Annotated in this window: 21 protein-coding genes; 12 read left to right on the forward strand and 9 right to left on the reverse strand. The window is 68.3% G+C overall.

Annotated features, from left to right (window positions below; translation table 11 throughout):
• The first annotated feature begins 53 nt into the window (after positions 1 to 53).
• On the forward strand, positions 54 to 1,382 hold the full coding sequence (locus tag ACIBH2_RS19390; RefSeq protein WP_397119208.1) for a serine hydrolase domain-containing protein: 1,329 nt from the start codon (positions 54 to 56) through the stop codon (positions 1,380 to 1,382).
• Positions 1,383 to 1,447: 65 nt separating this feature from the next.
• Here the strand turns inward: ACIBH2_RS19390 and ACIBH2_RS19395 are convergent, their stop codons facing one another.
• The 3 genes from ACIBH2_RS19395 to ACIBH2_RS19405 are packed head-to-tail and all read right to left on the reverse strand — an operon-like array spanning position 1,448 to position 5,040.
• Positions 1,448 to 1,639, reverse strand: coding sequence for a hypothetical protein (locus ACIBH2_RS19395; protein ID WP_397119210.1), 192 nt, complete (start codon positions 1,637 to 1,639; stop codon positions 1,448 to 1,450).
• Between the two features lie 51 nt (positions 1,640 to 1,690).
• A complete protein-coding gene (locus ACIBH2_RS19400; protein ID WP_397119212.1) occupies positions 1,691 to 3,394 on the reverse strand; it encodes an AMP-binding protein in 1,704 nt (567 codons plus the stop codon).
• Complete coding sequence (locus ACIBH2_RS19405; protein ID WP_397120891.1) at positions 3,391 to 5,040, reverse strand: AMP-binding protein; 1,650 nt, start codon at positions 5,038 to 5,040, stop codon at positions 3,391 to 3,393. Before ACIBH2_RS19405 ends, ACIBH2_RS19400 begins: the two co-directional genes overlap by 4 nt.
• A 68-nt stretch (positions 5,041 to 5,108) precedes the next feature.
• Here ACIBH2_RS19405 and ACIBH2_RS19410 point away from each other — a divergent pair, with 68 nt between their 5' ends.
• From ACIBH2_RS19410 to ACIBH2_RS19420, 3 genes are all read left to right on the forward strand, one after another.
• Complete coding sequence (locus ACIBH2_RS19410) at positions 5,109 to 5,966, forward strand: response regulator transcription factor (protein ID WP_397119214.1); 858 nt, start codon at positions 5,109 to 5,111, stop codon at positions 5,964 to 5,966.
• 66 nt (positions 5,967 to 6,032) lie between these two features.
• Positions 6,033 to 7,367, forward strand: coding sequence for a hypothetical protein (locus ACIBH2_RS19415; protein ID WP_397119216.1), 1,335 nt, complete (start codon positions 6,033 to 6,035; stop codon positions 7,365 to 7,367).
• The gene (locus ACIBH2_RS19420) at positions 7,364 to 8,311 is read left to right on the forward strand and encodes an ARPP-1 family domain-containing protein (protein ID WP_397119218.1); all 948 of its coding nucleotides are present in this window, start codon (positions 7,364 to 7,366) and stop codon (positions 8,309 to 8,311) included. Before ACIBH2_RS19415 ends, ACIBH2_RS19420 begins: the two co-directional genes overlap by 4 nt.
• A 120-nt stretch (positions 8,312 to 8,431) precedes the next feature.
• Here the strand turns inward: ACIBH2_RS19420 and ACIBH2_RS19425 are convergent, their stop codons facing one another.
• Positions 8,432 to 9,586: an AI-2E family transporter gene (locus ACIBH2_RS19425; RefSeq protein ID WP_397119220.1), complete on the reverse strand. Its 1,155-nt coding sequence runs from the start codon at positions 9,584 to 9,586 to the stop codon at positions 8,432 to 8,434.
• A gap of 106 nt (positions 9,587 to 9,692) precedes the next feature.
• On the opposite strand from ACIBH2_RS19425, the gene ACIBH2_RS19430 reads away from it, so the two are divergent.
• Entirely contained in the window at positions 9,693 to 10,604 is a 912-nt protein-coding gene (locus ACIBH2_RS19430) for a hypothetical protein (protein ID WP_397119222.1), read from the forward strand.
• A 6-nt stretch (positions 10,605 to 10,610) separates the two neighbouring features.
• On the opposite strand, the gene ACIBH2_RS19435 is transcribed toward ACIBH2_RS19430, so the two are convergent.
• On the reverse strand, positions 10,611 to 11,078 hold the full coding sequence (locus ACIBH2_RS19435) for a hypothetical protein (RefSeq protein WP_397119224.1): 468 nt from the start codon (positions 11,076 to 11,078) through the stop codon (positions 10,611 to 10,613).
• Between the two features lie 374 nt (positions 11,079 to 11,452).
• Here ACIBH2_RS19435 and ACIBH2_RS19440 point away from each other — a divergent pair, with 374 nt between their 5' ends.
• On the forward strand, positions 11,453 to 12,832 hold the full coding sequence (locus tag ACIBH2_RS19440) for a bifunctional lysylphosphatidylglycerol flippase/synthetase MprF (protein ID WP_397119226.1): 1,380 nt from the start codon (positions 11,453 to 11,455) through the stop codon (positions 12,830 to 12,832).
• Between the two features lie 7 nt (positions 12,833 to 12,839).
• Here the strand turns inward: ACIBH2_RS19440 and ACIBH2_RS19445 are convergent, their stop codons facing one another.
• The 4 genes from ACIBH2_RS19445 to ACIBH2_RS19460 all read right to left on the reverse strand — a co-directional run bounded on the left by ACIBH2_RS19445 (position 12,840) and on the right by ACIBH2_RS19460 (position 15,253).
• Entirely contained in the window at positions 12,840 to 13,592 is a 753-nt protein-coding gene (locus ACIBH2_RS19445) for an alpha/beta fold hydrolase (protein ID WP_397119228.1), read from the reverse strand.
• A gap of 78 nt (positions 13,593 to 13,670) precedes the next feature.
• The gene (locus tag ACIBH2_RS19450; RefSeq protein ID WP_397119230.1) at positions 13,671 to 14,420 is read right to left on the reverse strand and encodes an SDR family oxidoreductase; all 750 of its coding nucleotides are present in this window, start codon (positions 14,418 to 14,420) and stop codon (positions 13,671 to 13,673) included.
• A gap of 110 nt (positions 14,421 to 14,530) precedes the next feature.
• Positions 14,531 to 14,851 carry a DUF397 domain-containing protein gene (locus ACIBH2_RS19455; RefSeq protein ID WP_397119232.1) on the reverse strand — a complete coding sequence of 107 codons (321 nt, stop codon included), beginning with the start codon at positions 14,849 to 14,851 and terminating at the stop codon, positions 14,531 to 14,533.
• Positions 14,852 to 14,878: 27 nt separating this feature from the next.
• On the reverse strand, positions 14,879 to 15,253 hold the full coding sequence (locus ACIBH2_RS19460) for a hypothetical protein (RefSeq protein WP_397119234.1): 375 nt from the start codon (positions 15,251 to 15,253) through the stop codon (positions 14,879 to 14,881).
• Positions 15,254 to 15,537: 284 nt separating this feature from the next.
• Between ACIBH2_RS19460 and ACIBH2_RS19465 the strand changes: the two genes are divergently transcribed.
• From ACIBH2_RS19465 to ACIBH2_RS19490, 6 genes are all read left to right on the forward strand, one after another.
• Positions 15,538 to 16,155: a sigma-70 family RNA polymerase sigma factor gene (locus ACIBH2_RS19465; RefSeq protein WP_397119236.1), complete on the forward strand. Its 618-nt coding sequence runs from the start codon at positions 15,538 to 15,540 to the stop codon at positions 16,153 to 16,155.
• Between the two features lie 221 nt (positions 16,156 to 16,376).
• Positions 16,377 to 16,991: a hypothetical protein gene (locus ACIBH2_RS19470; protein ID WP_397119238.1), complete on the forward strand. Its 615-nt coding sequence runs from the start codon at positions 16,377 to 16,379 to the stop codon at positions 16,989 to 16,991.
• Entirely contained in the window at positions 16,978 to 17,568 is a 591-nt protein-coding gene (locus tag ACIBH2_RS19475) for a DUF6529 family protein (RefSeq protein ID WP_397119240.1), read from the forward strand. The genes ACIBH2_RS19470 and ACIBH2_RS19475 overlap by 14 nt, the downstream gene beginning before the upstream one ends.
• Positions 17,569 to 17,643: 75 nt before the next feature.
• Entirely contained in the window at positions 17,644 to 18,072 is a 429-nt protein-coding gene (locus tag ACIBH2_RS19480; RefSeq protein WP_397119242.1) for a ubiquinol-cytochrome c reductase iron-sulfur subunit, read from the forward strand.
• Positions 18,073 to 18,227: 155 nt separating this feature from the next.
• Positions 18,228 to 19,967: an N-acetylmuramoyl-L-alanine amidase gene (locus ACIBH2_RS19485; RefSeq protein WP_397119244.1), complete on the forward strand. Its 1,740-nt coding sequence runs from the start codon at positions 18,228 to 18,230 to the stop codon at positions 19,965 to 19,967.
• A gap of 338 nt (positions 19,968 to 20,305) precedes the next feature.
• Positions 20,306 to 21,310, forward strand: coding sequence for an Hsp70 family protein (locus tag ACIBH2_RS19490; protein WP_397119246.1), 1,005 nt, complete (start codon positions 20,306 to 20,308; stop codon positions 21,308 to 21,310).
• Positions 21,311 to 21,530: the final 220 nt, after the last annotated feature.

Consider the following 21,530-nt stretch of genomic DNA (forward strand, 5'->3'; position numbering starts at 1 on the left):
CACTAGCCTTGCTCTCGGTACCTGAAACGGGTCGGGGAGTGGAGAGGCAAGGCGTGCGTCGTTCGTTGATGGGCGTTGCGATGGCGGCGATTTCGGTGGGAATGCTGCTCGTCGGCATCGACTCGCCGGTCGCGCGCGCGACACCGGAACCGCTGAAACACTGTGCGCTCAGTGACGGTCGGCAGCTGGAAACCGCGAAACCCGAAGAGGTGGGCCTGGATTCGGCCGCGCTGCGACGGGCCATCGATTTCGCCGCCGACCCGACCCGGTTCACGGTGCGGGTCTACCGCAACAACTGCCTGGTGGCGGGCCGCGAGAACACCGAGCGCTCCGGCGAGACGGCATGGAACCTGTGGAGCAGCACCAAGAGCGTGGTCGCCATGGTCACCGGTATCGCCGTCGACGAAGGCCGCCTGCGGGTCGACGATCCCATCGACGCCTATCTGCCCGCCGGACTGGGTGATTCGGCCCATCGCGCGATCACCGTCCGCAACCTGCTCACCGAATCCTCGGGTATGCAGGTGGCGGTGGCCTCGGAAGGCATCACCGGCCTGGCGCAGATGGATCCGAATGTGGTGGCCCAGGCCCTGGCCATGCCGATCGTCCACGAACAGGGCACGCAATGGCAGTACAGCCAGCGCGCGGTGGATCTGCTCGTCCACGTCGTACAGCAAGCCGTCGGCGAGGACTTCCAGGCCTACGCGCAGCGAAAACTGTTCGACCCATTGGGAATACCGGCCAGCGACTATTTCTGGGCGCGGGACCGCAGCGGAAACACCTACGGCTACGCCCATCTCGTACTCCCGCCCGACGACTTCGTGAAACTCGGCCTGCTGCTGGTCAATCGCGGCGACTGGAATGGCCGCCAGGTGATTTCACAGGCGTATCTGACCGAAGCCGTCAGCCCGGTCGCGACCAATTCCTGCTACGGCTTCCTGTTCACCGTCAATGGCGACAACTGCGAAACCATGTTCCCGGGCCTGCCCAAGGACGCCATTCAGATGTCGGGCATGATGCGCCAGGACAATTTCATCGTGCCCAGCCTCGGCCTGCTGGTGAGCTGGACCGGCGTCACCGTACCCGGCAGTTCGGTGAGCTTCCCGCACGAGGTGCTGCGCGCCGTGACCAGCGCCTTCGCCACCCCGCGCCTGCAGGATCCGGGCCCCTACCGACCCATGCCGGACATCACGCTGAACGACCCCATGATCTCCAATCCGGACGCCACCTACGCCGCCCTCGGCTTCGGCCCCATGGCGTACCCGGGCTGCAACGCCGCCGAATGCCTCGGCAAACCGCTCTACCCGCCCTTCGCGAACTGGCCGCCGGGCTGCTTCGTCATCGGCTGCGTCGGCCCCGATCCGTCGACGCCGGGCATCCGCTAGAAACCAGTGACGGTCGGGGGCGCTCCGCCTCCGACCGTCACGAATCCCGCTGTCCCGGGAGAGCTTCAGAATCTCAAATGCACCGCGGCGATCTTCCAGAAGATGGTGCGGTGCACCTTGTCGAAGTCCCAGGTCTCACTCAGCGCGTGCGTTCTGGCGACAATGGCGGGCACATCGAAATCATCGCGGGTGGCGGTGCCCTTCGCCTCCAGCGCGGCGATGACGTAGGCGGTGGCGCTCTCCATGGTGTGGGGCATGCGAACTCCAATCAACATTGAATGGTGTGGGCTATGCGGGTACTGCGGCAATCACGTCGTGGCATCGGAAAGCACGTCTTCGTAGCGATACTCGGTGGGAATGGGAGTGCCCGCGCCGTACGCCTGTTCCTCGCGCTGGCGTAGCTCGACGCGGCGGATCTTTCCGGAGATGGTCTTCGGTAGTTCGGTGAACTCCACCCGGCGTACACGGAGATACGGGGCCAGGTGGTCGCGCGCGTATTCCAGGATGCTGCGGGCGGTTTCGCGATTCGGCTCCCATCCTGCGGCCAAGCTTACATAAGCCTTGGGGACCGTGAGGCGTGTGCTGTCGGGTTGCGGGACCACGGCCGCCTCCACCACGGCCGGATGCTCGATCAGCACGCTCTCCAACTCGAACGGCGAGACCTTGTAGTCGGAGGATTTGAAGACATCGTCGGTACGGCCGATATAGGTGATGTAGCCGTCCGCGTCCCGCACCGCCACATCACCGGTGTGGTAGTAGCCGCCCGCCCGCACGGCGGCGTCGCGCTCCGGATCGCCGAGATAGCCGGTCATGAGATTCACCGGCTCGGCGCTGAGATCCAGACAGATCTCGCCCTCGTCGGCCAGCTCGCCGGTGATCGGATCGACCAGCACCACCGGAACGCCGGGCGCGGGCCGCCCCATGGATCCCGGCCGCACCGGCTGGCCGGGCGTATTGCCCACCTGGAGTGTGGTTTCCGTCTGACCGAAGCCGTCGCGAATGGTTAGTCCCCAGGCCTTCTCCACCTGCGCGATGACATCCGGATTGAGCGGCTCGCCCGCGCCGAGGATCTCCCGCAACCCGGTCGGACGCTCGCCCAGCTCGGCCTGAATCAGCATGCGCCACACCGTCGGCGGCGCGCAGAACGTGTTCACCTCGGCGCGGCGCAATTGCTCCAGCAGCGCGGCGGCCTCGAATCGCGCGTAGTTGTAGACGAATACGGTCGCCTCCGCGATCCAGGGCGCGAAGAAGCAGCTCCACGCGTGCTTGGCCCACCCGGGCGCGCTGATGGCCAGATGGACGTCACCGGGCCGGACGCCGATCCAATACATGGTCGACAGATGCCCGACCGGATAACTGATCTGCGAGTGCCGCACCATCTTCGGCTTACTGGTGGTGCCGGAGGTGAAGTACACCAACAGCGGATCGGTGGTCTCGGTGACCGCCTGGAACGGTCCCGCCGACATGAAGCTGTAGGCCTCGGTGTAGCCGTGCCATCCGGATACCGGGTCGCCCACCACGATTCGCGTGTAGTCCCCGGGCACCCGGTCGAATTTGGCGGTGTCGGCGGTATTGGTGATGACGACACCGACCTCGCCCCGGACGATTCGGTCGGAAAGATCCTCCGGACCCAGCGCGGCGGTGGTCGGCATGATCACCGCCCCCAATTTGGCGATGGCCAGCATGGCCTCCCACAGCTCCACCTGATTGCCGAGCATGAGCAGCACCCGATCGCCCTTGCCCACCCCGAGCGAACCCAGCCAGGTGGCCACCTGATCGGAGCGGGATGCCATACCGTCGAAGGTGATTCGCTCCTCGGTGCCGTCCTCCTGGACGATCCACAGCGCGGTGCGGTGATTGCCGCGGGCGATCACGTCGAACCAGTCGGTGGCCCAATTGAAGGCGCCGCTCAGGCGCGGCCAGCAGAACGTCCGCAGCGCGGCGTCGTAATCGGTCGCGACCGATACCAGGTGGTCGCGGGCGGTGCGGTAGGCCTCCGTATTGGCGGTCATTGCTGCTCCTCGACGGGCAGGTCGAGCAGTCGCGCGGCGATCTCGCGCATCTCGACCTTGCGGATCTTGCCGGTGACGGTCATGGGGAACTCGTCGGTGACGTGGACATAGCGGGGAATCTTGAAGTGGGCGAGGCGGCCGGTGCAGAATTCGCGCAGCGCCTCGGCGGTCATCGGCGTCGCGCCCTCGCGCATGCGAACCCAGGCCATGAGTTCCTCGCCGTACTTGGCATCGGGTACGCCGATCACCTGGGCGTCGAGGATATCCGGGTGGGTGTAGAGGAATTCCTCGATCTCGCGCGGATAGATGTTCTCGCCGCCGCGAATGACCATGTCCTTGATTCGGCCGGTAATGGCGACATAGCCGTCGGAGTCCATGGTGGCCAGATCTCCGGTGTGCATCCAGCGCGCGGAATCGATTGCCTCGGAGGTCTTCTCGGGATCGTTCCAGTAGCCGAGCATGACCGAGTAACCGCGCGTGCACAGCTCACCGGGCTCACCGCGCGGCACGGTCAGCCCCGTCACCGGGTCGACGATCTTGATCTCGATATGCGGTCCGGCGCGGCCCACGGTCGCGGTGCGCTGGGCCAGGCTGTCGTCGGCGCGCGTCTGGGTGGAGACCGGCGAGGTCTCGGTCATGCCGTAGCAAATGGACACCTCCCGCATGCCCATCCGCTCGATGACCTGCTTCATCACCTCCACCGGGCAGGGTGAGCCCGCCATGATGCCGGTGCGCAGCGAGGACAGGTCGTAGTCGTCGAAACCCGGTTCGGCCAGCTCCGCGATGAACATGGTCGGCACGCCGTAGAGCGAGGTGCACCGTTCGGCCGCGACGGTTTCCAGCGTCGCCTTCGGATCGAAGGCCGGAGCCGGAATGACCATGGCCGCACCGTGGCTGGTGGCCGCCAGATTGCCCATGACCATGCCGAAGCAGTGGTAGAAGGGCACCGGAATGCACACCCGGTCCTGCTCGGTGTACCCGCACAGCTCGCCCACGAAGTAGCCGTTGTTCAGGATATTGTGATGGCTGAGCGTTGCGCCTTTGGGGAAACCCGTTGTGCCCGAGGTGTATTGGATGTTGATCGGATCATCGGGGGAGAGTGCGGCCTGTGCTCGCGCCAGCTCCGCCCGATCGGCGGAGCGCCCCGCCTCGAACAGGCCCCGCCAGACCTCGCTGTCCAGCAGCACCACCTGTTCGAGATCGGGGCAATCCTCCCGAACCTCCGCGATCATGGCCGCGTAGTCCGAGGTCTTGAAGGCCGGTGCGGCGATCAGGGCGCGAATTCCGGCCTGCCGCAGCACGTACCGCAGCTCGTGCGAGCGATAGGCCGGGTTGATGTTCACCAGGATCGCGCCGATCTTGGCCGTCGCGTACTGCGTCAAGGTCCACTGCGCGCAGTTCGGTGCCCAGATCCCCACCCGGTCACCCTTCCCCAACCCGGCTCCCAGTAAACCCAGTGCCAGGGCATCCACCTCGGCCACGAATTCACGGTAGGTCCAGCGCTGGCCGGAGGTGCGGTCGATCAGGGCCTCGCGGTCCGGATGCGCGGCGGCCGTGCGGTCCAGGTTGTCGCCGATGGTGTCGCCCAACAGCGGCGCGTTCCATACCCCGAAGGAATAGCTCATCAACGGCCTGAGCCGGTCCATGCTCTCGCTCACTCCGATAGGATCCACATCACACCGACCCCCTCGATACCCCCGAAAGGGGCTGACCGATGACCGGGCCCGCCGAGCTGCTCCGTCCACGCGACGCCGATGCGTTGCGGGCCGAGCTACGGCGTATCGCCATCGTCACCGGGACGCCCGTGGCCTTCGGCGGGGCGGTCCACGCCGGGACGCTGGTACTCAGCGAATTCATCGGCACCAGGACCAATGGGATGCGCGGTCTCGCGGTCCAGCCCAAGTCCGGACTGGGCGGTCGGGCACTGGCCAGTCGGCGGCCCACCTCGGTGGCCGACTACCGCTCCGACGCCACCATCACCCACCACTACGACGGTCCGGTGCTCGGCGAGGGGCTGCGCGCGGTGGCGGCGGTCCCCGTCGTGGTCTCGGGTGAATCGCGCGCGGTGCTGTATGTCGCCAACCGTGACCCCAGCCCCATCGGCGACCGCATCGCCGAGGTCATGGTGCAGGCCGGGCGTCGGTTGAGCGTCGAATTCACCATTCGCGACGAGGTGGACCGCCGTATGCGGCTGCGGGCCACGCACTCCGAGGCGTCGGCGGTGGAGCAGATCCGCACCGAGCAATTGCGCGATCTGCACGCCGAACTGCTGGGGCTGAGTCAGACCCTCTCCGACACCGCCGCCCGGAATCGACTGCGTGGCGTCTCCGAACGGCTGGCCCGGCTGGTCTCGGGCGTCATCGATCCGGACGACCCGGTGAACCTCGCCCCCCGCGAACTCGACGTCCTCGCCCAGATCGCCCTGGGGTGCACCAATATCGAAGCGGCCCAACGGCTTTCCCTCAAACCCGAGACGGTGAAGAGCTACCTGCGCAGCGCCATGACCAAACTGGGCGCGCACAATCGGCACGAAGCGGTGGTGTCCGCCCGGCGGCGCGGACTGCTGCCGTAGCCGAAAGGCGCTGTAGCCCAAGAAAATCGGTGGTGGCGCGGACGCGGTGATCCCTACACTGCGGAGATGAATACCGCAAGTCTGCTCGATCACCTCCGTACGCACGGCACGCCGCTCACGGTGTCCCGCGCCGGAGTCGTGGGCTGGGACGACGCGGATCTGCACCGCGCCGCCTACGCCGACGACCCCGAGGGCTATGTCCTGCTCGCCCTCGTGCCGGGCGTGCGCACCGAGCAGCGGGCGCGGGTGCTGTTGCGGGCGTTGAGTTCTTCGCGCGTGGGCCTCGCCGAGCCGACCCGCCGCGTCCTCGACCGCGCGGTGCGGGCACTGCTGTTCGGGCTGCCGCCCGAGACCGTGATCACGGTCCTGCTCGCGCTGCGACGGCTGCGCGCCAATCACAAGCACACCACCCGCGCCGTCCTCGCCTTCGTCCTGGAGCATCCGGAGGCCGAGTCGATCATCGCCGCCCGCCGTCCGGCGCTGGTGGACTGCTACGAGCACGCCCTCGGCAAGACCACCGCCCGAGGCTGCGCGCGTCGAATCGCGGAGGGTGACAACAGTTCTCCCGAACTGCGACGCGATCTACTGCGCTTCACCGCCGATGCCGAGATCGCCATGGCCCGGGTGGCCGCACTGTACGCGCCGGGCACCTACGGCGTCGCGGCACCGCGGGATCCGATCGCGCCGCTAGAGCCCGCCCGTACCCGTCCGCCCGTGGTCACCGTGACCAACCGCGGCGATATCGCGGCCACGCTCGTGCACATGTACCGCGGCGGTGCGGAGGCCGAATTGCGTTCCGCGCTCGCCGAATACGTCGCCGAGGCCACCCGCGCGCTGCCGCGACTCGACGCGACCGTCGCGCTGGTCCTCGACACCTCGGAGTCGATGCGCGGATACGGCGACCGCGAGTGGGCGCTGCTGTCGCAGGCCCAGGCGCTGCGCATGGTGGTGGGCGCGGTGTGCGCCCGCCTCACCGTGATCGAGGTCGGCGGCGACCAGGCCGGGCCCACCGACCTGGCCACCGGACTGCTCGACGCGCTCGACACCGCACCCGATGTCGTCGCCGTACTCACCGACGGCTACGAGAACCGCTACCCGGGCGATCTCGCCCGAGTGGTCGCCAGCCTGCCGCGCGCCGGAATCACCACGCCGATCGTGGTGTGCCAGGCCCTCTTCACCGACAGTGACGACCGCGGGCTGCGCGATCCGGCGCCCGCCCTGCCTCGGCACGGCTTCTGGCATCAGGACGATTTCGCCGTGCTGCTGCCGTGGCTGATCGCGCGCGTGCCGGGCGGTCGGGACTGGATCCGTTGTGCCGCACTGCGATTCCTCGACGACCGCGACGACAACCGCATGGGCCGCCCCGTACTCGAGGGCCGTTTGGAAGGAGCCCGCCCATGACCCGACTGGAGAACCTCGTCCCCGCCACCCTGAGCCTGCCGGGATACAGCCTGGGCTTGCCGCAGCGCGCTGGCGCGCTCACCATGGTGCCCGTCCACGGTCCCGGCCGTCCGGGTATCGTGCCGCCGCGCTCCGGGCTGAAGCTGCACCGTGTGGTCGGGTACGGCAATGTGGAGCTGCACAATGGCGCGGACTCCGGTGTCGCCATCGTGCCGCTGCACATCGGCTACATCCAGGACGGTGCGCAGAACCACGCGCTGTGCTCGGCCGCCCTCATGGCGGCGGGACAGACCCGCCTGTTCCGGGACGCGTGCTGTGTCCAGGCCGCCCAGGGCGGTTACCTCGAGGGCCGCGATCAGTGGTTCTTCGTACTGCCCTGGGAGCTGCGCGGCAAGGCGCTGGAACTGCGTGGGCGCGAAGGGTATTCGAAGCTGTGGACCGATATCTCCGCCGTCAACCGCCGCTACGGACTGGCCGAGCGCGGCCATCTGGAGCAGATCCTCACGCGCAAGCGCGCCGTGCTCACCCAGTTCCGCAACCGTCTCGAACTGGAGCCGGAGCAGCTGGGCGCGGTGTTCTTCGTCGGCGACACCTTCGTCGGCCTCGAGATCGCGCCGGATCCGCGGTTCTTCGCCGAAATGTGGATGCCCCTGGTGTGTTTCGCGTACGGCGTCGCCGCCTGGCACGCCGAGCCGCAGCGCGTCGAGCCGGAGCCGTTCGAGGCCACCGACCTGACCGGGTTGCGTTCGGCGCTGGAGCGTTCGCGGACCGATCGCGAGCGCGAGGTGCTGTCGTGGCTGCCCGCGCGCACGGACCTGACCGCCGTGGAGGAGGAGCGCTACCTGGATCTGCGACTGCACACCGTCACCGGTACCGGCCTGGCCGGACAGGTGGTCGGCGAGCACGACCGGATCGTCTACGCGTCGATCTTCGCCACCAATTAAACCGCTTGCGCCCCAAGGGAACCGGATAGTTGAATAGGAATCACGGGAACTGTGCCGAGCACGGTGGGAACCTACTTCATTCCAGATGAAGGTATCGCCTGATAAGCGAAGTCAGCCCCATCATCGCGTCGGCCGCCTGTCCCGTCCCTTCGGGGAATCCGATTTCCCGGTCCGCTCGATACGCGGATCCTCGGGCACCTCATAGCGTTTCACGTACGCGCTGAAAAAGCCCTGCACGGTGGCGGTCGCCGGAATCGCCAACAGCGCCCCGACCGCCCCGAGCAGCGCGCCACCGCACAGCACCGCCAACAGCGCCACCGCGGCGTTCACATCCACCGTGCGGGCGGTGATCCTCGGCTGCAGCAGATAGTCCTGGAACCACTGGTAGAGCACCGCGAAGACGATGATCCAGACCGCGTCGAGCGGCTGATCGGTCAAGGCCACCAGAATCGGCAGCAGCGCCGCCACATAGGTGCCGATGGTCGGCACGAACGAGGCGATCACACCGAACCAGATGCCCAGTGCCAAGGCGTTCGGCAGGCCGATGAGGGCCAGGAACACGCCGTGGCAGACCGCCGAGATCACCGCCAGCAGCGCTCGGCTGTAGAGGTAGCCGCCGGTCTTCTCGATGGCGAGATCCCAGGCCCGCAGCACCGCGTCCTGGCGTCGCGGCGGCAGCAGCGAGCACACGTTTCGCCGCAGCTTCGGACCGTCCGCGGTCAGGTAGATGCTGAACACCGCGATGAGCGCGAGTTCACCCAGGCCGCCGAGTACGGTGCCGGACAACCCGATTCCCTTGTCGGCCGCCTGCTCGGCGTAGTTCTGTACGGCATCGGAGTCGTGCAGCAGCCGGTCGCGCACCTGATCCAGGGTGAGGTGCTGATGGAAGGTGGCGTTGATCCAGTCGATCAACCGGTCGAGCAGACCCGGCAGCTCGGTGACGCCTTGGCCGACGGTCTGCACCAGCAGCACGCCCAACGCGATGGCGAAGATGATCACGGCCCCGTTCACCAGCACGAAGACGAGGGCGGTACCGAGCCCGCGGGGAATCCCCCTCGCCGCCAACGCGTCCACCGCCGGTTCCATGGCCAGGGAAATGAAGAAGGCCACCAGCAGCACGATGAAGATGTGCAGCAATTTGTGGGCCGCCCACCCCGCGATCTCGAACAACCCGAGCAGCAGCAGGGCCAACACCATCGCCCGGGGCAGCCAACTCGGCATACGGCGACTGTCCGATACGTCGGTCGGCTCCGTGTCGGCTGGTTGCTCGGTCACGACCCCAGTCTGCGCTATTCACCAGCGAATTCATCGCTCCGACGCAGCGTATGTCGGTGCGACGGCCTATGGTGTCCGCAACGACGGTTCACCGGGGGAGGAATACATGGGGCGATACCGCAGTGCGTTCCCGCTGCCATTTCCACGCGGCTGGGATATCGACACCTTCGAGGGCATTCGGTTCGCCCTGATTCCGGCGGTGGTCGGGTTGCTGCCGACCGTCGTGCTCATCGGCTGGCTGATCGGCCTCGGCACGTCCGGCGCGCAGCCGGGGGACTACCCGATGGTCGCGATCTGGGCCCCGATCGTCATCGCCGGTTACGTGTACGCCTGGCGGGCCTGGCCGAGGTACGCGGACGTCTATGTCGAAGCCGTCACCCGAGACGGGGAGAGCGCGCTGTCGATTCCGCTGCGACCACCGACCCGCACCGCGGCCATTGCCACCGGGACGGTCGGCGCGCTGCTGATCATCGGCGGCGCGGCGATTCTGGTGCGGTCCTTCGGCTCCGACCCGTCGGCCGGATTTCTGTGGTTCGCCGGGCTGGGCATGGCGGGTCTCGTCCTAGTGGTCGTCGCCATCGCTCCCACGACGACCGTTCGCGACACCGCCGAAATCCTGCTGACCCCAGCACATCTGCGCATCGACGACGGCGAGGAGACCATTGTCGTCGACTGGGACGATATCTCCGGCATTCGGGCCTCGCATCAGCCCCGAGTCACCGTCACCGCCCTACCCATGGTGCCGGGAGCCAATCTGCTCGCCGTCCTGGTGCGCGATCCGGCGGTGCTCGACACCGACACCGTTCCCGTCGTCGACGATCGGGACCACACCGGATACCTGGCCTACGAATTCGCGCACAAGCAATTCGCCACCGACCCGCTGCTCACCTATCACGCCCTGATGTTCTATTGGCGGCATCCGCGACTACGCGCGGAACTCGGCACCGAGGCCGCGATGGAGCGCTTTCTGGCGGGACGCTTCGAAAATACCGGGGCGGCAGCGGAATCCGAATCGTGACGCGGGTCAGCGGCGCGCGGCCATGACGGCGGCCAGGCGATACGGATCGATGAGCGGATAGGCGTGCGGCGCCGGTAGTCGGTCCTCGGACAGCGACATCCGGCCTTCGTCGCGGGCCGCGCGGGCCTCCGATCCCGGCTCGCGACTGTCGGCTCCGGTCGTGCCCGGGGCCGCCGTGCCCGCGCGCCGCGATCGAATATCGGCGCGCACCGCATCCGCGAACAACAGATACTCCGCCGACGGAACGCACACTTCGCGCTGCGGCAATAGCCGCAGCGCGGGGGAGCGGCGCGAGCCGGGGATCACCACACCGCGGTGACGTCCGGTGGCGTCTTCTTGATGGCGAAGCCACGCGCGCATGTGGCGGGAGGCGATGCTGGGCAGGTATTCGACCGCGCGCTCCCACTCCATGCCGTCGACGCTGCGCGGGTCGGCGACCGCGGTGACGACGACGGCGTACGTGGTTGCGATCATCGCCGATCAGCCCCCTTCTCCCTGCTGCGGCGTCGCGGCGTCCTGCTGAGCGACGGCGACGCATCGTGGTGATGGTGCGTCCTCGTCGAAGCCCGCTGGGGGGCCTCTCCTCGATCTCCGAGGCGGGGACTGGTTGAGCCCTCTCAGGATACTGCGAAATAGATTGCGCAACTGTGAGTTTCATTGTGGAGGCGCACAAGTGGCCCGCCCGCATGCGTCCCGACCGGTCCGTGAGGGGGTGCGCGGGGGATGCCCGACCGTAACCGTCGCTATCCCGGTCCGGCATAGTTGTACTGCTACGACCAGTGGGAGGAGCGCCATGGGGACTGTGCGGGTGAGCGGGCCGAGCGCCCGTCCGGGGAGCGCGATGCGGCATGGGTGACGAGCGTCTCGCGGTCCGAAACTCGCCGCTGACGGCGTATCGCGGCGCGGCCTATACGGCCGGGCCGGGTACCCGCATCCGATTGATCGCGGTCTTGCTGCTGGCCAGCGTGGTGCTGTTCTGGGCCGCCGAGCGCGCGCCGCGCGAGGGCACCGACCACGCCTGGTTCCTCGCGGTCGCGCTGTCCGGGCTGTTCGTGGCGCGTGGGCTGCACCTGCGTCGACCCGTGACGCTGCCGCATCTCACCGCCGCCATGGCGGTGCTGGTGCTGGCGCACCTCTCCTATCACTACCACCACCAGGTCATGGGCTTCGTCTTCCTGGCCATGAGCGGTGCGGTACTGGTGCTGCCGGTGCCCAGCCGTCCGGAGCCGGAACAGCTGGCGCGCGTGGCGGAGCTGGTGCGCCGCAGCCACGGCGATCCGCTCGCGCCCTTCGCGCTGCACTCGTCCAAGAGCTACTTCTTCAGCGCCGACCGCTGCGCCGCCATCGCCTACCGAGCTCGGTTCGGGATCGCGGTGGTGGCGGGCGATCCCATCGGCGACCGCCGCGCCTTCGGCGAATTACTGGGCCAATTCTCGACATTCGCGAGTGAGCACGGATGGCGCATCGCGGTGCTGGGCGCCAGTCCGGAGATCAGTGCGCTCTGGCGGGAGCGGGCCGGGGACCACCGGGGGCTGCACGCCATCGCGGTGGGGCGGGATGTGGTGCTCGACGTGGACACCTTCGAGCTGGTCGGTCGGCGCTTCCGGAATCTGCGGCAGGCGGTGAGCCGCACCCACAATGTCGGCGTCACCACCGAGGTGGTCCCCGAGGCCGCCCTCACCGCCGCGCAGCGCGCACAGCTGCTCGCTATCGTCGACGAATGGGGGCACGGGCGGCAGACGCGCGGATTCTCCATGATCCTCGACCACCTGCTCGACGGCCGCCATCCCGGCATGGTGGTGGTGATGGCCCGCGATGGCGGCGGACGGCTCGTCGGATTCCAGCGCTATGGCGTCTCCGACCACGGGCGCGAGCTCAGCCTGGATGTGCCGTGGCGGCGGCACGATGCCCCCAACGGTCTCGACGAACGCATGATCATCGACCTGGTGGACTACGCGCGCGAGCGCGGGATCACGCGAATCTCGCTGGCGTTCGCGGCTTTTCCGGAACTGTTCGCCGACCGGCAGCGCTCGCGCACCGGCCAGCTGGTGTATCTGGCGGTGCGCCTGGGCGATCCGCTGATCCGGCTGGAATCGCTGTACCGGTTCCTGCGCAAATTCCACGCCTTCGGCGAGCAGCGGTTCGTCCTGATCCGCTGGCGCGAGGTGGTTTTCGCGGCGGCGGCACTGCTGACCCTGGAGTTCGTACCGCACCGACGGGAGCACTGAGCGGGGCTCAGCACAGGAATTCCACCAGCGCCGACGAGAAACCGGGATCGGCGACGGCGGTCAGGTGGTCGCCGGGGACCACGGCCAGCCGGGCATCCGGGAAGGCCGCGGCGAGGCGATCGGGTTCGGCGGCAAAGGGATCGGCGGCACCGGCCAGGACGAGCGTGGGCATGGTGAGGTGCTCGACGCCGCGAATCGGAGCCTCGTTCAGACCCGTCGCCACCGCCGCGATGGCCTCGCGGTCCGCGCCCACCGCATCGGCCAGGAGCCGGAAAATGCTTCCCAGCGGGGTGGTTTCGGAGCCGTCGCCGCGCATGGCCGCCACGATGTCGGCCTGGCTGATCACCCGGCTGTCGATACCGCCGCGGTCGAGCACGCCGGAGCCGACGCCGCCGATGGCCAGCCGTGCGATTCGCTCGTCCTGCTCGGCCACCAGCAGGGAGACGATCGCGCCCATCGAATAGCCCACCAGCGCGACCTCGTCGAAGCCGAGTTCGTCGAAGAGCGCGCGCAGATCCGAGGCCATGGCCTGCCAGGAGTACCGGCTCGGGTCGTGCGGCCGCTCGGAGCGACCGTGCCCGCGCGCGTCCAGCGACACGATGTGATGTCCGGCGGACTCCAGGGCCGACACCACGCCCATGCTCATCCAATTCGCGTTGGTGTCGGCCACGATGCCGTGCTGCAGCACGACGGGCAGGCCGTCGCCCTCCCACACCCGATAGTTCAGTCGCAGACCATCCCAGGTGGTGAACTTCGCCATCGTGCGGATGGTAGTCGCCGCGCCTCGACAGCGGTGCGGTCTCGCGCCGCGGATGCGTCCGCGCCGCGCGAGGGCCGCTCAGCCGAACTTGGCGACCAGGCCGCGGGGTAGGCGAGGGAGGGCGAATCCCAATACTCGCCAAGGCCATGGGGGGACATCGGCGCGTACGGGCTCGCGCTCGATGGCCGTGACCATCGCGGCGACGCCCTTGTCCAGGGGCGCCACGAGTTTCGCGTCACCGGCGCGCGCGGACATATCGGTGGCGATGAAGCCCGGCTGTACGGTCGTCACGGTGATGGGGCTGCGGCGCAGTTCGATCGCCAAACCCTCGCCCAGGGCGGACAATCCGGCCTTGCTGGCCGAGTACGCCGCCTTCTTACCGGGCAGGCCGCGCACGGCGCTGATGGAGGAGATCAATACCAGGTGACCGGAGTTCGCGGTGCGGAAGATCTCCATGGCGGCCTCGGCCTGGGCCAGGGCGCTCACGAAATTGGTTGTGGCCGTGGCGATATTGGCCTCCGCGCGGCCGGTGCCGAGCAGTGCGCCCTTGCCGATGCCCGCGTTCACGATCACCCGGTCCAGTCCGCCCAGCTCCTCGCGCAGCTCGGCGAAGACCTTCGGCACCGCCGCGTGGTCATCGACGTCCAGGGCGCGCACCGCGACCGTGATCTCGGGATGCGCGGCGCGCAATTCGTCGCGCAGCTGCTCCAACTTGTCGAGACGGCGCGCGCACAGCGCCAGGTCACGTCCGCGACGGGCGAACTCGCGGGCCATACCCGCCCCGAGTCCGGAGCTGGCTCCGGTGATGAGGATCTTGCGCCTGGTCATACCGTCACCCTAACGGGACGGTGCCACGGCCGTGGAGGACACGAGTTCGCCGGGCCACCCGCCCTCGAGCGGCCCGGCGAACGGTGTGCCGTGGAAGTAACGGCCACGCATCAGATCAGGTCGTCGAATTCTCCGGCCTTGCATCCGGAGATCCACGCCGCCATCTCCGCGCGCCGGAACAACAGTGTTCCGGCGTCGGGGTTGTTGCTATTGCGCACGGCGATGGATCCGTCGGATGTCGCTGTCGTTTCGACGCATTCGCCGTTGGTTCCACTGAAACTGCTTTTGCGCCAAACGCCGAACCGGAGTTCACTCCGGGACGGCTGGGATTTACTCATGTGTACACCTCTGCCTGTAGAGATCGCTGCTCGCGGCGACACTGCCGAAAGGCGGCGCGAGAGATTGCCGCGCCCACACTTTCGATTACCCATTCCGGCGCTTCGTACTGCAACCCTCGGTCAGCCGAAGGAGCCGGTGCTCGGCTTCGGAACCATGCGCCAGCTGCCACAGTTGTCACTACGGAAGGCCACGTCGCTGGCCTTGATCTCGGCGCGGACCGGACGAACCCGGGTGAAATCGCTGGCGATGATGTAAAAATTCGGGTCGTTGTAGTCCGATTCCGTCTGGACTTTCCACAACCGCCGCCAAAAACACGCGGCGTTCGGGTCTTCGGCACCCGAGGCTTCGTAGTAACCGGGCTGGATGTCGACGCCGACCAGATACAGCCCGTCGCCCGGCATTTCCGCGGCCGGTTGCGCGGCGGCGAATCCGGATGTCAGCAGGGTCAGCGCGGATGCCATTGCCCCCGCGATCGCAAACGTGCGTGCACGCACGGCGGTCCTCCTCGAAATCTCGCGACAGCCGCACGAATTGCGGACGTGCGGCATCGGGTGAAAGATCCCCGAATCTCTCAGGGCGCAGGTCTATCAGATAACGACCGGATAATGCGGCGAAACGACCGAATTGATTGCGTACAAACCGGTTTCGCCTTCCCCGAAGATCGAACAACCCGATTACTGGACGGTTGTACAAATTCGTGGCCCCGGCTGAGCGGTGTCTCCGGAATTAGGTAACCGCCACCGATGTCGTTCTCGGCACCGCCCGCGATATTCAGGGCATGAGACGCTTGCACGCCCTCGGCGACACCGCTGTAGACCCCGCTGGACCCACCGGCCCACCCGGCCCCGAGCCCACTGTCCCGCCCCGTTGCGCCCCGCGCTGCGCCGGACTGTGCACGAACTCCGGCGTCGCGGCCGTACTCGCGGCGGACAAGGCGCTGTTGCATTGGCGGGCGATGCGGCGGCTCGGGGATACCGGGCTGGCCGAGCACGCGGTGCAGGAGACGCTGTTGCGGGGCTGGCGGGCCTGCGCCAGCTACAACCCCGATCGCGGCAGTGTGCGCACCTGGCTGTTGACGATCGAGCGCAATGTGCTCACCGATATCGCCCGCGTTCGCGCGGCGCGGCCGGGGGACAGTTCCTGGGACGAGCTCGGCGAGGTCGCCGAAGGCCGGTACGCCGGGCCGGATTTCACCGACAGCTTGGCCGACGGCCTCTTGGTCGCCGATCTGCTCGCTCACCTGCCCGCCCCACAGCGCGACGCCGTCGTCCAGGTGATCCTGCGCGACCGCGCCTATCAGGACGTCGCCGCCGACCTCGGCGTGCCCGTCGGCACCGTCAAGACCCGCGTCCACTACGCCCTGCGTTCCCTGCGCCGCCTCCCGCTCAGCGCCTGAGTCACCGCCCCCGATGTCGAGATGATCGTGTCCCATACCCCGGCCGCCAAGCCCAGCGCTGGCGGACCGACCCACCCCCACGCATCGCGGTTCAGGCCCGAGGACGCCGCACCGGCCAGCCCGCCCGTAGGCACCGACCTTCGAATCGCAATCGCCCCACCACTCGTCATCTCGACAGCCATCCCACAGCCGCGCTCCCACCCTCAGCCCCAGGAGAACCGATGAACCGGGCCGGTCCGATATTCACCCTGCTGGCGGTGGTCCTGCTCGGCGGCGGTCTGCTGTTGACCAACTTCACCGGCGGCGTCGACTCGTCGTCGGCCCCGACCGCCACGACAACCGCAGCGCCCATAGCGCCCGCCACGACCACCGCGCCCGCCACAACCACCGCGCCCGCCGCCTTCCCGAAGCAGGCAGACTACGTCACCACCATCGAGAACGCGAGCCCGCCGCTCACCCTCTCGTTCACCGTCACCGGAGCGAAGGCCGTCGCCTATGTCTGTGACGGTGTGACCGTGGAGAGCTGGTTGCGCGGTCCGGCCGAGAACGGGCGAATGAACTTGACGGGCAACAACTCTCATCTGGAAGCCACCCTGGAGGGGCGGGACCTGCGCGGCACTCTCACCCTCGGCGAGCGCCGCTACGACTTCACCGCGCCGCCGGTACAACCCCCGGCGGGCCTCTACGTCGCGCGCGGCCCCAACGGGCGCGACAGCTGGATCGTCGACTCCGACGGCACGGTCACCGGAGTCCGACGCAATCCGGACGGAACCACCACGCCCGCACCGCAATTGGCTCCCGACGCGCAGAAGGTGCGAGGCAATGACGATTTCTGACTTCCCGACACAGCCGAACCAGCCGGTGAACGAAACAGACACTCGCGCAACGGTTTCCGCAATCATTCTGATAGTCCTCGCCGGTGCCGCCACCGCCGTCGCGATCGGCGTCTACGGCGCGGTACACACGCCATCCGGCAAGTCCGTGAACCTGGCTGGCTTCTCCAGCCCGGGCGCGGTCAAGTCCTGGCTCGCCACCGCCGTGGTCGTCCTCGCCATCGGACAGCACCTCAGTGCCCTCGGCATGTACGGCCTCCTGCCGAAAATCCGCCCCACCCGCTGGCTCGCGCGCTGGCACGTGTGGTCCGGCCGCCTCGCGGTCCTGCTCAGCGTGCCCGTCGCGGTGCACTGCCTCTACGCCTTCGGCTTCGCCGCCACCGACACCCGCGTGCTGCTGCACTCGCTGTTCGGTTGCCTGGTCTACGGCATCTTCGTCACCAAAATGCTGCTGCTCACCCGAAAAGGACTGCCCGGCTGGGTGGTTCCGCTCGCGGGCGGGCTGCTGTTCACCGGCCTCGTGGGGCTGTGGTTCAGCTCGGCGGTGTGGTATTTCCGGGTCAAGGGCTTCACGGTGTGAACCCGGGGCACGGCAGGTTCGTCCATTCATCAGGTGGAACCGTCCGGATTCCGCCGCGCATCGAGGAGTAGCTCCATGAGCATCGACAACACCGGCCCGCGCGTCGACCGCCGCGCCGCCCTCGCGGGCGCGGGGGTCGCCGCCACCGCGCTGACCCTGGCGGCGTGTTCCAGCTACGGCGGCACCGAGACCACTCCGGCCGCGCCCGAGGACGCGTCGGGCCAACCGCGGGAGTTGGCGAAAACCGGCGATATTCCGGTCGGCGGCGGGATCATCACCGGCGACACCGTCATCACCCAGCCGACCGAGGGCGTCTACCAGGGCTTCTCGTCCACCTGCACGCACCTCGGCTGCAAGGTGAACGAGATCGTCGACGGCCTCATCAAGTGCCCCTGCCACAAGAGCGACTTTCGGCTGGACGGGACCGTGGACAGCGGCCCCGCACCGAGGCCGCTGGACAATCGCTCGATCCGGGTGGACGGCGACCGCATTCTCTCGTCCTGACGGTGTAAACCCCTCTGACCACTGGTAACAGTTCGATCACGGCGCTGGCAAGAGCTTGCTATGAGATAACTGGCGTTGCGAGAGTGAACCTCTGGGTTTGGTGTTACTAGTGGGAAGGGAGGGGCGCACCTCGCCGAGGAGCGCCGTCACCGCTTATGAAGCCAAGCATCATCAGGGCCGGAATCCGTACCTGTATCACGGCCGCGGCGATCGCCACCGTGGCCGGGTTCGCCCCCGCCACGGCCGGTGCCGTGCCCGGACTACCCGAACTACCCCAGAAGCTCGCGGGGAAGACCGTCTTCCTCGACCCGGGCCATCAGGGCGCGAACCACAACCAGAACGTGGCCCGCCCGGTCAGCGATGGCCGCGGCGGCAGCAAGCCGTGTCAGACCACCGGAATGACCACCGTCAACGGCATTCCGGAACACACCATCAACTGGAATGTCGCGCAGCTGGTCAAGACCTCGTTGCAGGGTCTCGGCGCGAATGTCGTGCTCAGCCGCCCGGACGACACCGGCTGGGGCGGCTGCATCGACGAACGCGCGGCCGCCGCCAACCAGTCCGGCGCGGATGTCGCGGTGAGTATTCACGCCGACAGCGCGCCCGCGGAGATGCGCGGTTTCCATCTCATCGTGCCCGCGCTGCCCATTCCCGACGCCAAGGCGAACGAGGCGCAGTCGGGCGCGGGGCTGGCGGCGAGCCAGATCATGCGTGACGCCTACGTGAAATCCGGTTTCCCGGCCGCCACCTACGCCGGGGCCGACAACGGCATCATGACCCGCGACGATATCGCCGGACCGGCGCTGACCCATGTGCCGGATGTCTTCCTGGAAATGGGCAACGGCGCGAATCCCGAGGACGCGGCGCTGCTCGAATCGCAGGAGGGGCAGCTGCGGCACGCGGTCGCCATCACCACGGGTATCGCGGCATTCCTGCTCGGGTTGACGCCCGGACCGGCCGAGTCCGATCAGGTGAACGTGCCCGAACAGGCGCCGCTGCCGCAGGTTCCGGGCCAGCCCTCGGCGGTCGAGCCGCAGACCCAGCCCGGCACCCAGCCGTCGACGGGTACCGAGCAGCAGCCCGCGACGGTGCCGCAGCCCTCGGTGGTCGAGCCGCAGGTTCCGGGACAGCCGTCGGCCGTCGAGCCGCAGGTGCCCGGGCAGCCGTCGGCGGTGGAACCGCAAACGCCGAGCCAGCCGTCGGTGGTGGAGCCGCAAGCGCCCAGTCAGCCCTCGGCAGTGGAGCCGCAGACGCAGCCGGGAACCGACCAGTCGACGCAGCCCGCACCGGTTCCGGCGTATCCGGCGCAGCCCGCCGGGGTCGAACCGCAGGCCGCGCCGCAGAACCCGCAGCCGTCCGCGCCGAGTGGTCAGCCGCAGCCGGGTGAGCAGATTCAGCCCGCACCGGCTCCGGCGGAGGTTCCGGTGCCCGCCGAGTCGAATCCGGCACAGCCGCAGGCGTTCCCGGGCCAGAACGATCAGCCCGCCCGGGTTCCGGTGGTGCGGCCGATCGCGGAGGGCATCCCGTATCCGGTTCCGGCCAACCCGAATTCGGTGGGCGCGCCGGGCGCACCGCAGGTGCCCGCCGCGGCCGCCAAGCCGCAGCCCACGGCCCCGGCCGCACCGGGCGCCACGGCACCGGGTGTGAACTCGCCCAACACCAAGCCGAGTCCGGGTGGCGCCAAGCCGTCCACGCCGGGCGGCACGGACAAGAGTTCGCCCTCCGAGGACGCCTCCATCAAGTCCCTGGTGCAGACGGCCATACAGCTGCTCACCCCGCTGGCCAAGATGTTCGGTATGGACAGCCAGGAAACCGGCATCGCGTCGAGCATGATCAACCTGGCCTACACCCTGGTCTCGACCCTGGTGTCGGAGTTGGTGTCGCCGAGCAACTGACGGTGAGACGGCTGTACGAAGGGCGCGGGGCCTGGCCTCCGCGCCCTTCGCGCATGTGTGGGGGAAGTGAATTCCTCGGTGTGCTGGCGCTTTTCGAGTATCCATGATCAACCGGCGGACCGACCGGTGCGTGCGATATCGGCAAACTGCTCGCGATCCATCCCCGCGCGCGCGAAGCACGGACGCCACAGCCGCTCAGCGCCCGTCCGCGCGCGAAGAGGCGTGCGAGCGGACAACTACATGTCCGGTGGTTGGCAAGCATCCGGCGCAGTGGTTGCCTGAAACGCGGGTCGGGTCAGGGTGACTGGGGAAAACGACTCGTCGATCGAGGTGGACAGATGGTGTTCGGCGTCGGTGTGAGTATCGGTACGGTCAATACGGTGTGCGCGACGGCATCGGATCGTGCGGGCAAATATCCGCCGGGTCGCCGTCGGGGCGCACCACCGATCACCTGGCGCACCACCCTCACCTTCGACAGTTCGGGTACCGCGCGCGTGGGTCGAATTCCCAAGCACGGCCGCGTCATCACCGAATTCGCCGATCTGGCCCAGCGCGGCGCGCCGACCGCGCGGGTCGGCCATCGCGCGCTCACGGCGGCGGATCTCGTCGCCACCGTGGCGCTCAGCGTGATCGAGGAGGTGCTGGGGAAGGCTCCGGCCGCGGACACCGCGATCGCGGTGACCCATCCGGCCGGGTACTCCGAGAACACGGTGGCCGACCTGCGCGCCGCACTCGACGGCGTCGGTCTCGACCAGGCCACCCTGCTGGCCGAACCCGTCGCCGCCGCCACCTGGTTGGCCGCCGAACGCGGACCGCTCACCCCGGGCCTGCTGCTCGTCTACGACCTCGGCGGCGCGGGACTCGACGTGACGCTGGTGCGGGTCGGCGCGGGCGCGGCGAGCAATCCCATTGTGGGCGAACCACTGCACTCGGCGGAGTACGGCGGCCGCGCCTTCGGTGGACTGCTCGCGCAGCAGCTCAAACGCAAGGGCGGCACCGTCGGTTCGCAGATCTCCGACGCCGACGCGAGCGAGCTACGCACCCGCCACGTCCGCAAATCCCTCGAACTCGTCTACAAATCCCTGCGCATCGCCGATGTCACCATGGCCGACGTCGACCGCGTGCTGGTGGTCGGCGGCGCGGCCCGCCCGCGCGAGGTGGTCGAAGTGCTCGCCGCCGAACTGGCCCGCCCGGTCCTCGTCGCCGCCGACCCCGAACGCACCATCGCCGACGGCGCGGCCATCGCGGCGCGCGACGCTCTGCTCGCCGAAGACGCCGCCACGCACCGCCACCCCGGCTTCCATCTGTTCCGGCGTCGTCTGGCGAAGGTCGCCGCCATCTGAGAAACACCCACCCCTGAGATCTCGTGCCCCCGTCGCCGACGCGACGGGGGCACGAATAGTCGAAGGGGTCGGAGGTAGACCCGATATAGGGGGAGCGGGGGCCAATAGGACACCGACTCGCGAGTAACCCGCCGGTCATGGCATGGTCTGTTGACGTAACTCCGGTTTGGTGTAACCATTGGACACAGTTACCCGACGCTGAACTTGGAGAGGCTGTGAC

It is taken from the genome of Nocardia sp. NPDC050406, from assembly GCF_044459025.1.
Lineage (GTDB): Bacteria > Actinomycetota > Actinomycetes > Mycobacteriales > Mycobacteriaceae > Nocardia.

Bases quoted from the DNA above. Each gene is read 5' to 3' on its own strand.
- ACIBH2_RS19395 (WP_397119210.1), bottom strand. From the start codon at position 1,639: ATGCCCCACACCATGGAGAGCGCCACCGCCTACGTCATCGCCGCGCTG.
- ACIBH2_RS19400 (WP_397119212.1), bottom strand. From the start codon at position 3,394: ATGACCGCCAATACGGAGGCCTACCGCACCGCCCGCGACCACCTGGTA.
- ACIBH2_RS19405 (WP_397120891.1), bottom strand. From the start codon at position 5,040: ATGGACCGGCTCAGGCCGTTGATGAGCTATTCCTTCGGGGTATGGAAC.
- ACIBH2_RS19410 (WP_397119214.1), top strand. From the start codon at position 5,109: ATGACCGGGCCCGCCGAGCTGCTCCGTCCACGCGACGCCGATGCGTTG.
- ACIBH2_RS19415 (WP_397119216.1), top strand. From the start codon at position 6,033: ATGAATACCGCAAGTCTGCTCGATCACCTCCGTACGCACGGCACGCCG.
- ACIBH2_RS19420 (WP_397119218.1), top strand. From the start codon at position 7,364: ATGACCCGACTGGAGAACCTCGTCCCCGCCACCCTGAGCCTGCCGGGA.
- ACIBH2_RS19430 (WP_397119222.1), top strand. From the start codon at position 9,693: ATGGGGCGATACCGCAGTGCGTTCCCGCTGCCATTTCCACGCGGCTGG.
- ACIBH2_RS19435 (WP_397119224.1), bottom strand. From the start codon at position 11,078: ATGATCGCAACCACGTACGCCGTCGTCGTCACCGCGGTCGCCGACCCG.
- ACIBH2_RS19440 (WP_397119226.1), top strand. From the start codon at position 11,453: ATGGGTGACGAGCGTCTCGCGGTCCGAAACTCGCCGCTGACGGCGTAT.
- ACIBH2_RS19445 (WP_397119228.1), bottom strand. From the start codon at position 13,592: ATGGCGAAGTTCACCACCTGGGATGGTCTGCGACTGAACTATCGGGTG.
- ACIBH2_RS19450 (WP_397119230.1), bottom strand. From the start codon at position 14,420: ATGACCAGGCGCAAGATCCTCATCACCGGAGCCAGCTCCGGACTCGGG.
- ACIBH2_RS19455 (WP_397119232.1), bottom strand. From the start codon at position 14,851: ATGGGTAATCGAAAGTGTGGGCGCGGCAATCTCTCGCGCCGCCTTTCG.
- ACIBH2_RS19465 (WP_397119236.1), top strand. From the start codon at position 15,538: ATGAGACGCTTGCACGCCCTCGGCGACACCGCTGTAGACCCCGCTGGA.
- ACIBH2_RS19470 (WP_397119238.1), top strand. From the start codon at position 16,377: ATGAACCGGGCCGGTCCGATATTCACCCTGCTGGCGGTGGTCCTGCTC.
- ACIBH2_RS19475 (WP_397119240.1), top strand. From the start codon at position 16,978: ATGACGATTTCTGACTTCCCGACACAGCCGAACCAGCCGGTGAACGAA.
- ACIBH2_RS19480 (WP_397119242.1), top strand. From the start codon at position 17,644: ATGAGCATCGACAACACCGGCCCGCGCGTCGACCGCCGCGCCGCCCTC.
- ACIBH2_RS19485 (WP_397119244.1), top strand. From the start codon at position 18,228: ATGAAGCCAAGCATCATCAGGGCCGGAATCCGTACCTGTATCACGGCC.
- ACIBH2_RS19490 (WP_397119246.1), top strand. From the start codon at position 20,306: ATGGTGTTCGGCGTCGGTGTGAGTATCGGTACGGTCAATACGGTGTGC.